The organism is Cognatishimia activa, from assembly GCF_001458335.1.
Classification (GTDB): Bacteria; Pseudomonadota; Alphaproteobacteria; order Rhodobacterales; family Rhodobacteraceae; genus Cognatishimia; species Cognatishimia activa.
The window spans coordinates 54,161-63,534 of record NZ_CYTO01000026.1 but is presented as its reverse complement, the minus strand read 5'-3'; the positions used below and the strand labels follow the sequence as shown (position 1 = coordinate 63,534).

At 57.8% G+C, this 9,374-nt stretch carries 11 protein-coding genes; 6 read left to right on the top strand and 5 right to left on the bottom strand.

The window, feature by feature from the left end:
- Nucleotides 1-169: 169 nt before the first annotated feature.
- Nucleotides 170-520 carry an ArsR/SmtB family transcription factor gene (locus tag TA5113_RS16515; RefSeq protein ID WP_058314138.1) on the bottom strand — a complete coding sequence of 117 codons (351 nt, stop codon included), beginning with the start codon at nucleotides 518-520 and terminating at the stop codon, nucleotides 170-172.
- Nucleotides 521-576: 56 nt separating this feature from the next.
- On the opposite strand from TA5113_RS16515, the gene TA5113_RS16510 reads away from it, so the two are divergent.
- From TA5113_RS16510 to TA5113_RS16485, 6 genes are all read left to right on the top strand, one after another.
- Nucleotides 577-1,425, top strand: coding sequence for a cation efflux transmembrane domain-containing protein (locus TA5113_RS16510; RefSeq protein ID WP_037207713.1), 849 nt, complete (start codon nucleotides 577-579; stop codon nucleotides 1,423-1,425).
- The gene (lspA, locus tag TA5113_RS16505; RefSeq protein ID WP_058314162.1) at nucleotides 1,422-1,931 is read left to right on the top strand and encodes a signal peptidase II; all 510 of its coding nucleotides are present in this window, start codon (nucleotides 1,422-1,424) and stop codon (nucleotides 1,929-1,931) included. Before TA5113_RS16510 ends, lspA begins: the two co-directional genes overlap by 4 nt.
- A gap of 37 nt (nucleotides 1,932-1,968) precedes the next feature.
- Nucleotides 1,969-2,490 carry a TRAP transporter small permease subunit gene (locus TA5113_RS16500; RefSeq protein ID WP_245627122.1) on the top strand — a complete coding sequence of 174 codons (522 nt, stop codon included), beginning with the start codon at nucleotides 1,969-1,971 and terminating at the stop codon, nucleotides 2,488-2,490.
- Nucleotides 2,450-3,853, top strand: a complete 1,404-nt coding sequence (locus TA5113_RS16495; protein ID WP_258953941.1) for a TRAP transporter large permease — start codon at nucleotides 2,450-2,452, stop codon at nucleotides 3,851-3,853. Before TA5113_RS16500 ends, TA5113_RS16495 begins: the two co-directional genes overlap by 41 nt.
- Before the next feature lie 365 nt (nucleotides 3,854-4,218).
- Nucleotides 4,219-5,052, top strand: a complete 834-nt coding sequence (locus TA5113_RS16490) for a cation diffusion facilitator family transporter (protein WP_220387221.1) — start codon at nucleotides 4,219-4,221, stop codon at nucleotides 5,050-5,052.
- Between the two features lie 130 nt (nucleotides 5,053-5,182).
- Nucleotides 5,183-5,692 carry a L,D-transpeptidase family protein gene (locus TA5113_RS16485; protein WP_037207704.1) on the top strand — a complete coding sequence of 170 codons (510 nt, stop codon included), beginning with the start codon at nucleotides 5,183-5,185 and terminating at the stop codon, nucleotides 5,690-5,692.
- Between the two features lie 32 nt (nucleotides 5,693-5,724).
- Here the strand turns inward: TA5113_RS16485 and phnE are convergent, their stop codons facing one another.
- The 4 genes from phnE to TA5113_RS16465 form a co-directional block, all read right to left on the bottom strand.
- Nucleotides 5,725-6,483, bottom strand: coding sequence for a phosphonate ABC transporter, permease protein PhnE (phnE, locus tag TA5113_RS16480; RefSeq protein ID WP_037207702.1), 759 nt, complete (start codon nucleotides 6,481-6,483; stop codon nucleotides 5,725-5,727).
- On the bottom strand, nucleotides 6,483-7,265 hold the full coding sequence (locus tag TA5113_RS16475) for a phosphonate ABC transporter ATP-binding protein (protein WP_058314160.1): 783 nt from the start codon (nucleotides 7,263-7,265) through the stop codon (nucleotides 6,483-6,485). Before TA5113_RS16475 ends, phnE begins: the two co-directional genes overlap by 1 nt.
- Nucleotides 7,265-8,134 carry a phosphate/phosphite/phosphonate ABC transporter substrate-binding protein gene (locus TA5113_RS16470; RefSeq protein WP_235872019.1) on the bottom strand — a complete coding sequence of 290 codons (870 nt, stop codon included), beginning with the start codon at nucleotides 8,132-8,134 and terminating at the stop codon, nucleotides 7,265-7,267. The genes TA5113_RS16475 and TA5113_RS16470 overlap by 1 nt, the downstream gene beginning before the upstream one ends.
- A gap of 2 nt (nucleotides 8,135-8,136) precedes the next feature.
- Nucleotides 8,137-9,374 (bottom strand): cytochrome c peroxidase (locus TA5113_RS16465; protein WP_082638133.1); only part of this gene is annotated, 1,238 nt, incomplete at its 5' end.

Here is a 9,374-nt window from a genome sequence, read left to right as displayed (position 1 = left end):
CCCGCCGTAGCTAGAGTTCGGTCTGTCTGGAACTACCGACCTTATCGTACCCTGAACCGGCAAGGGCAAAAAAACCGCCAAATCCTCAAGGGTTTTGCCGGGGTTTTGTCCAGACTAAGCAATTGACCTGGCATGGGGTGGGTTAGGGCAGAGCAGCAAAAAAGGTCGCTTATGTCCCGCGATAATTGTCACAAGCATCAACACCTTCTGCGACCACATCGAGAAGGACGTCCACATCATTCAAGAGAGCTGTAATGCGCGGACTGCTTATACGGTAGCGGATAAAACGTCCGTCGCGGTCGCTGGCGACAAGCCCACAATCCAGAAGACACCTGAGATGGTTGGAGACGTTTGGCTGCAATAACTTCGTGCACGTCACAATCTCATGAACGGCCAACGGCGCTTCGCGCAAGGCGTCGAGGATCGCGAGGCGGCTTGGGTCCGCAAAACCGCGAAACAGCTTCGCTCTTCTCTCAATAGCGGTTGTCCCACTATTGCAGCAGGCGACAATTTGGTCCATATCACTACTCACTGATATATTATTTCTTTTCCCACTTTAGCAGGAGAACTGCGATCATGGCCAACGCAGAAAGCGCGATAGCAGATATCCCATCCTTCCGTTACCGCGTTTCCGGTATGGATTGCGCCAAGGATGCCGCCCAGATCGAGCGGGCGGCGCAATCTGCAGGTATCGCGCCTGACGCCGTGAAAGTGTCTACTGCAACGCACATAATGACTTTGACAGCTCCCGAAGCGCGCTTGCCGGAAATTGAAAAAGCCGTCGAGACAACAGGGTATGGGTTTGACCGCATCGAGAGCGACGAAGATATTCAGCAAGGTGCGGCCCATCAGGACCCTGGCTATCGCCGCGCGCTCTGGATCGTTGTGATCCTGAATGTTGGTTATGGCGTTCTTGAAATGATCGGCGGGTTCATTGCCGGGTCACAGGCCGTGAAGGCCGACGCGTTGGATTTCATCGGCGACGGCGCAATCACCTTCCTCGGCCTGTTGGCCATCGGCTGGAGCCTCGCTTGGCGAGCGCGGTCGGCCCTGATCCAGGGCATCTTCCTCGGCCTGCTTGGTCTTGGAGTCTTTGGCACGACCATCATAAGGGCATTCGAGCCGACAACCCCAGACGCCACTTTGATGGGGATTCTGGGCCTGATTGCTCTTGTGATAAATGTCATCTCCGTGCTGCCGTTGCTGCGGTACCGCAAGGGCGACGCGAACATGCGCGCTGTCTGGCTGTTCTCGCGCAACGACGCCATCGGCAACGCCGCAGTCGTTATCGCCGCCGGGCTGGTGGTTTGGCTAGGCAGCGCATGGCCCGATCTCATCGTAGCCTTCGGGATCGCCGGACTGTTCCTGCACTCGTCATGGGCGATCATCCGCGACGCGCGGGCCGATCTGAAGGCGGTGGCATGAACAGCCGCGTTCTCGGTGGGCTTTGCGCCATCGCCGCGTTTGGTGTTGATCAGGGCACCAAGGCTCTTGCCCTGAACTCCCCGGCGCTTGAGAACGGGGTCGAGGTTCTGCCCTTTCTCAACCTCGTGCGGGTTTTGAACGATGGGGTCAGCTTCGGTATGCTCGGCGGGGTCGTACCCTGGTGGGGTCTGGTCGCACTTGCTGCCGTGGTCGTGGCATGGCTGCTGATCTGGCTGTGGAAGGCTCCGGACAGGCTGACAGGTGCGGCGCTCGGTCTGATCATCGGAGGCGCGCTTGGCAATATCCTTGACCGTCTGCGCTATCAGGCCGTCCCTGACTTTCTCGACTTCCATTACGGGTCATACCACTGGCCGTCCTTCAACTTGGCTGACGTGGCGATCTTTTGTGGGGCAGCATTGCTGTTCTGGGACAGCTTTCGCACCTCGAAAGTCAGGCCGGAAAATCGGGAACAAGACAATCGCAAGGGAGATGTCACGGGGGGATAACAGCTAACAGGCAAAGAACTTTGGGAGGGAATTCGGCTTGAGATTTTTGGATTGGATTGACCGTGGCATTCGCGGCATCGGCGTCGTGACTGCGTGGCTGACAGTTGTTTCGATTGCTGCTTATGGCGCGCTTCAGATGCTGGATCGCAAGCTACAACTTGGCGTGTCAAGCTATTTGCCCGACCTGTCCACGTCACTGCTGTTCATCCTGATTTTCTTGACCTTTGGGTATACCTATCTGCGCGACGGTCACGTGCGCGTTGATGTTCTTCGCAGACATTGGTCCGCCCGCCGCATTGCGTGGATCGAACTGATTGGCGGCCTTTTTGTCCTTCTGCCGCTCGCCGCCATCCTGACCTACTACGGATGGGACGGTTTGATGCGCACCACGAAATTCGCGGAAACCCAGTTGTGGGCACAACGCATTGCCGGGGTCATCGGCCCGATCTTGCTGGCTCTTGCCGGGATGATTGTAGCCCTTCGCAACATCGCCTTTCTGACAGGGAGACGTGCGCAAGGTGCACCGGAACAAACAAGCGGCCTGCACAATGGTGAATGAGGTCTTCACGGTTGCCATGCTTGTCGTGATGGCCATCGGGGTCTTCAGCGGCTTTCCGGTGGCTCTGGTGCTCGCGGGGACAGGCTTCTTGGGGTTTGTCGCTGCGGTTTGGGTGGGGATCACTGATTTTCAGCATCTGGGGCTGATCTACCTGCGGGCCCGTGGTGTACTGACCAATGAATCAGTCCAATTCACCAGCGTTCCAATGCTGATTTTTCTTGGCCTGATCTTGAATGCCAGCGGGATTGCCGAAACCATGTTTCGCTTGCTGGGGCGTCTTCTGACAGGCGTTCCCGGTCGCTACGCCATTGCGACTTTGCTGATCGGCCTCGTTCTTGCGCCCGCCGCCGGGGTGATCGGTGCTTCCGTCATAACTGTGGCGTTGGTGGCCTATGCCCCGATGATGGCGTCGGGCTACGCACCGCGAACCGCAGGAGGCGCTGTCGCAGCTTCTGGAGCATTGGGTGTCGTGTTCCCGCCAGCCGTGATGCTGTTCTTCATCTCGAACGTGTTCTATCTGCGCATCGGATTGATGTATGTGGCCCTCATCGTACCTGTGCTTCTGATGGTCATGGCCTTCGCGGTCTACTTTGCGGTCACCTTGAGAAAAACGGTCGAAATCCCGCTGGACACACCCAAGACCAATCTTGTGTCAGACCTCTTGTTTGTACTCGCGTCTGTCGCGGTCATCGCATCCATTCCGCTCAGCATCATTCTGGGCTTTGCGACACTAACAGAGGCGGCTGGAGTAGGGGTTTTTGGCGCGCTATTGGTCGCGCTGGCGCGAAAGCGCTTGTCTTTCTCATCGTTGAACTCTGTCACGGTGCAGACAAGCACGATGACGTCGATGGTCTTCTTCATCGTATTGGGCGCATCGGTATTCTCGCTCAGTTTCCACCTAGTCGGTGGACCGGACGTCATCTTCGAGTGGATATCCGCATTCGATCTCACCCGGTGGGAACTGTTGGCGATCCTCCTTGGCGTGATCATCATGCTTGGGTTTGTTTTTGACTGGATCGAGGTGCTGCTGGTCTTTGTACCCGTACTGATGCCGATTATTTCAGAGCTCGACTTCGCAGATCACGTCGGCTCTGCCTACTTTGCGCAGATCTGGATCGCTGGCCTGATTGCGTTGGCCTTGCAAACGTCCTTCCTGACGCCTCCTTTCGGCTATGCCCTGTTTTTTGCTAAGATGGCGGCACCGAAGGGTATCAACCTATCCGATATCTATCGCGGAGCGGTACCTCTTGTTGCCATTGAGATTGTATTGATCGTGGCGCTGATCTCGTTTCCTCAGCTTATCACTTGGCTGCCTGAGATGGCCCTTGGGACCGCAGATATGCCGCAGCTGATACAGCGGTGACAGATGTTGCATACTTTGGGTATCGGCTGTGATTGATCCTATTGGGAGCGAAATTGCTTGAACCTCTAGTTGCTAGAGGTTGTAGCATGTGTGTTGAGCTGTGGAGGAGCTAGACTTGCGATAGCAATCTCGCCTGTTTCAAAGATCTTCTGATCGTGTCCTAGAGAGAGTGACAAGAGAAGTAGAGCGTCTCCTGCGTTGCAAGAAGAGCATCGACGCAAGGAGATCAGCGGCAGTATTTTTGGTCGAGCAGAGTGCTCGGCCGGACAAGGTTTGGCCGGTACATGAAGAGCGATAAGCAAATCGAAGTGTTCGCGGGCGTCGCCAGTTGTCAGAGGCAAGCGCGATGGAACAAGTGGTTGTACTTGCCGATTGCCTTGGCGTTGTCTGTCGGCAGCCTTTTTTCTGGAAGCCTTGCCCTTATTGCCATCGCATTGCTCTACGCTTCGGACGTGGTCGAGTTGTTGATGAGTTCAGCGGCGACTAGGCTGACACGACGTCAGAAAGAGGACCGCGTTGTTCTAGGATATGGGCGATTGGAAATTGCGACAGAGTTGGCGAATTGTGTTGCTGTGGTACTGCTATCCGCTTCGGTCATTTACCACGGCGTTATGCGCCTAAATTCCCCTCATCTGGCGCAAGGCTGGATCATAGTGGTGCTCGTCTCTGTCTTGATAGGGATTGAGTTACTGGTGTTCTCGAAACCGGCACCAACATCGTGGCGCCGACGTAAAATCGGCACATCACCGCCCCTATGGTCAGACCGTTTAGCGTTCTTGCTACCAGTTCTCGCTGGCGGCGTAGCTATTTTGTTGCTTGGTTCCGGGCGAACTGACACGATTATTGCAGTTTTATTGTCCGGCGCGCTTCTTTGGTTCGCCCTCCGCGGTATTGGGGAGGCGCTTAGATCGTCGCTGCTTGGAGCGCCATCAAACCTGAATGCGGTACAAGTTGTGCAACAAATAATGTCTGTCGAAGGGGTGCAAGATATTCATCACTTACACTTCTGGCGGCTCCCGGAACAGGGGCTGGCCATCGACGCTCATATCGTTGTTACAGTGCCGAATTGGCCTAGAGCCGAAGCCATCAGGGATCACATTGAAGCGATTCTAATCCGCAAGTTCGGAGTAGAACACAGCACGCTCGAGATGGAAACGCCGGACAGGGAGCTGGATTCTTGCCATGTTTACGGCAGTTGAGCTTGTTGACATTCATGCACGCCCGCAGCAGTTGGAAAGTCTTTCGCTCGCTGGCAACGGTTGATCCAAAATCAACTTTTTAATATTCTTGCCTTAATCAATTAGTCCGAAAAAGGGGCATCGAGCAGTGATGATTGACAGACTTCCGAGACGTTTCTTTCTCTTGGGTGGCGTGGCGGCCTTTCTCTCGGGATGCGCCAGCAAGTTTCGCTCGTACAACGGTCCAGAAGTGACGCGCGTGCGCCTCTACAAGTCGCAAAGACTGCTGGTGCTTGATGGCACGGAGGGCGTTTTGCGCACCTATCCGGTTGGCTTGGGGTTCGCGCCGGAAGGACACAAGCAATTCGAGGGCGATGGACGCACGCCTGAAGGTGCGTACACCATCGACCGTCGCAATCCGGACAGCCTGTTTCATCTGTCTGTCGGAATTTCCTATCCGAACGAGGAGGATATCGCCTTTGCTGAAGCGCAGGGCAAATCTCCTGGCGGTGATATCTTCATCCATGGCGGTCCCCGAAAGGGCATCGACCCGATGAACAAGCGGGACTGGACGGCTGGATGCATCTCGGTCACCGATCGGCAGGTCGAAGATGTCTATGCAATGGTGCGCGATGGGACACCTATCGAGATTTATGCCTAGCAGCTTCTGAGACTCACTGAAGCTCAACCGGATCAGGCAAACCGGCGGCGCAGCGCAACATTGATCCCTTCAATGGCGATCACCATGATGACCACTGCAATCGTCACGCTTGCGGCCTTGTCGTATTGGAACGAGCGCACATAGGTCTGAATGTAGAACCCGATTCCACCTGCCCCGACAATGCCAAGGATCAGAGACTCGCGCAGGTTCAGCTCGAACCGAAAGATCGTGTCCCGCGCTACAACAGGGGCCATTTGCGGCCAGATCGCATGGCGTAAACGCAGCAACGGCCCGGCTCCGGCACTTTCCAAAGCGGAAATCGGAGCGCGGGACACACCATCGATCGCTTCGGCGTAGAATTTGGCCAGCATGCCTGTCGCGTGGAGCGCCACCGCGATGATGCCGGGCAATGGCCCCAGCCCAACCGCGCCCACCATCAGCATTGCCACCAGGATCAGCGGGATCGCGCGAATAAATGCCAGAACAGTGCGGATCGGCCGGTGCACCGTTGCCGACACCATCGTCTCGGAGGCGAGGATGCCAAGCGGAACGGAAAGGATCACCGCACCGACAGTACCGAGGATCGCGATCCGCAGCGTCTCGGCGCTCCCCTTCCAGATCTCATCCATAACGGTCGGATCCGGCGGGAACATGCGGCCAAGGAAATCCGCAATGCGAGGGCCTGCAGACAGCAGTCGGGACAGTTCGACATCGGTGGTGATCAGCGACCACAGCACCACACCGGCAACCAACATCCCGGCCCAGAACCCGCCCAGATTGCGCGACCGCATCAGCTTACGACCTTGAGCCGTGCGCCGGATGCCGGGTCGGTGTCGTCATAGAGCGCCGCCGTCGCGTCATCCGTCAGATCGTGCGTCGCGACATCAAAGACGATCCGCCCGTTGCGCATTCCGATGATACGGTCGGCAAAACGCCGTGCCAGTTCCGGTTGATGCGACGAGAACACAGTCGTTGCCCCACGTGCCTGGGCGGCGCTGGTGAGAAGTGTCAGGATGTCCGCTGCTCTGGACGGATCAAGGTTGCTGACCGGCTCGTCCGCGAAGATCAGCTTAGGCTCTTGTGCGAGACAACGGGCAATTGCCACCCGCTGGCGCTGGCCGCCACTGAGCGAGTCCACGCGCCGGTCTGCGAGGTCCGCGATGCCGCAGTCGGAGAGTGCCGATCGGGCTATGTCCATGTCGGACTTCGACACGTTGCCAAGCAACGCGCGCCAGCCGGGCATCCGGCCCAGCCTGCCGTTCAAGACGTTGCGCATCACTGTCGATCGTTCGACAAGCGCAAACTCCTGAAAGATGAAACCTGTTTCAGCGCGCTTTTCCAAGGGCAGCGCACGGTTGGGTTCGAATGGTACACCAAGGACAGAGACCCGCCCTTGCCAATCGCGCAACCGTCCATCCAGCAACGTCAAAAGCGTGGTCTTGCCTGCTCCGGAAGGACCAAGAAGGGCAACGCACTCCCCGGCGGCTATGTGCAGGGACACCTGATCGATGGCGCGCTGCTCAGCACCGTGATGGCCGAAGCTCAGATCGTCGATGTGAATGGCGTTCTGCATCATAGTAATCCGAAGCGCTGCGCCATAGTCCGCACACCGTCGAACACCGAAGGGTCGGCTTCGACATAGCCATCCGGGCCGTAGAGATAGCGGAGTTTGTCGCGGTGTTCTGGCATGTTGAGCTTCATCATCGCGGCAACGAAGTTCTCGCGAAGCTCCGCGTCCAGTTCGGGACGTGCGATGACGACATGGCTTGGAATGGCATCGCTTTCCGCGATCCAAGTAACCTGAGATTGCTGCTCGGGGGTGAGAAGAAGGTCGGCGTATTGGCTGGCCCCGGCTGCATCGACCAGGCCCTCCGCCATCGCCTGCATTGCCTGTTGGTAGCCACCGGCAAAGAAAATGCGGCCAAAGAAGTCCTCTGCCGCATCCGGGCTGGATACCAGGCCTGCGCGCTCAAACTCGGCCAGGGGGTACATGTATCCCGATTCCGAAATCGGGTCGGCAAAGGCGATGTCGCGACCTTCCAGATCGGCCAGCATCTTGAAGCCGCTGTCACGGCGCACAAAGACGCGGCCCGTATAACTGGGCGTATCGCGGTAGACCTCTGACAAGAGCGGGATGGCACCGATTTCCCTTTCGGCCAGAACGAAGGGTAGGGCACCCATAAAGGAAATATCGGCATCGCCGTTGCGCAATGCTTCGACGGCCGCCGCGTGGTCGATGGTAACGAACCCTTCGACTGGCACACCGATTTCAGACGAAAGCCAGGCGGTGATCGCCTTGATATCGCCCAGAAGCTTGTCGGGGTTCTCCTGCGGTATAAAGGCCAGGCGCAACGGGTCAGACTGCGCCAGAGCAGGCATCGGCTGCGAGACAAGACCGGCCGCTGCGAGAATAAGAAGGTGACGGCGATTCAAGCGAGGCATCATCAAAACGCCTTTTCTTCTATGGCGGCGGCATCCGTCTTGAACAGACTCCAACTCGTTTCCGCGGCCGCCCAGTTCTCTGCCCGAACGGCTGCGCCGACCTCTGCCAAGCGCTCGGCCAGTGCGTAGACCTCGGGCCGCGACGAAAGATTGGCCATCGTGCCTGCATCGGCCGCAAGATCGGCCGCAACCGTGTCGGTCAGGACCAGGATGTGCTGCGCATCGCGTTTCGGTAGAAGCGTGTCGAGCGTCGAGGCAAAGGTCGTGAGTTCGGCGAAGGCCAGACGGAAGGGCGTGTTCGCGGTATCGAAAGCCTCGTATGGCTCATCGGCTGCGCCAACCGTTTCCAGATAGGCGGTCAGGTCCGACCGCTCGGCATCGGTCAGGCCAAGGTTCTTTGTCTCGTCGAACCAATCCACAACACTTGCCAGCGTCGGCAGGGCACCGTCGTGGAAATACGGCGCTGTGTAGAGCGTACCGAGCAAGGTGGGCGTGTCGAGGGCACCTGCATGTGACCCTTCGTAAGCCGCAGCCACCGATCCGATGTCGTGCGATTTGCGATCAAGAAAGTTGCCGGATGGCGTATGGCAGCTGGCACAGGATTGGTTGCCCATTCCGACGAAGGGGCGGTTGAATACCTCTTCGCCACGCCGCGCAGCATCCGGCGCGGCCTCCGTCAACTGGCCGTCGCCGGTGACCAGGGAATTGGGCAGGAAATCGAACTCGGTCATGTAGGCCACGAGTGCGTCCAGCATGAAGGGTGTGGGTTCTTCGCCAGCGAATTCATTGACGATCACGTTGCGGGAGAAATCCCGCAGCGACGCGAAACGACCGTCTCGCCCGTAAGGTCCGGTAAAGCGCAGCCCGCGCAGGCTTGGGATATCGATCGGATCATCGCGGCGGTCGTTGAACATCGGGTTGAAGAAAGCGCCATCCACGTCGACTGCTCCGGGCTGGTGACTGGCACCGGGAATGAAAAATCGCTGATTGATGTCCGAGCGATTGTGACAAGTCGAACAGGCTATGCCCAGATCGCGGGCCGGTCCGCCGAATATCTCGGCACTGTCGAACAGCATGTCACCGTAGGCGATGAGGGGCAGGTCGGTTTCGTCGATCCCCTGCTCCTCGAAATTGAGCACGAGAAGTGGTAGAGGGTCCTGATCGAAGATGTCTGAGCCGGGGGGCAGAGCGGCGGGCAATTCAACCGGCTGTCCGGTTCGGGCAATCGCCTCGGGCACGG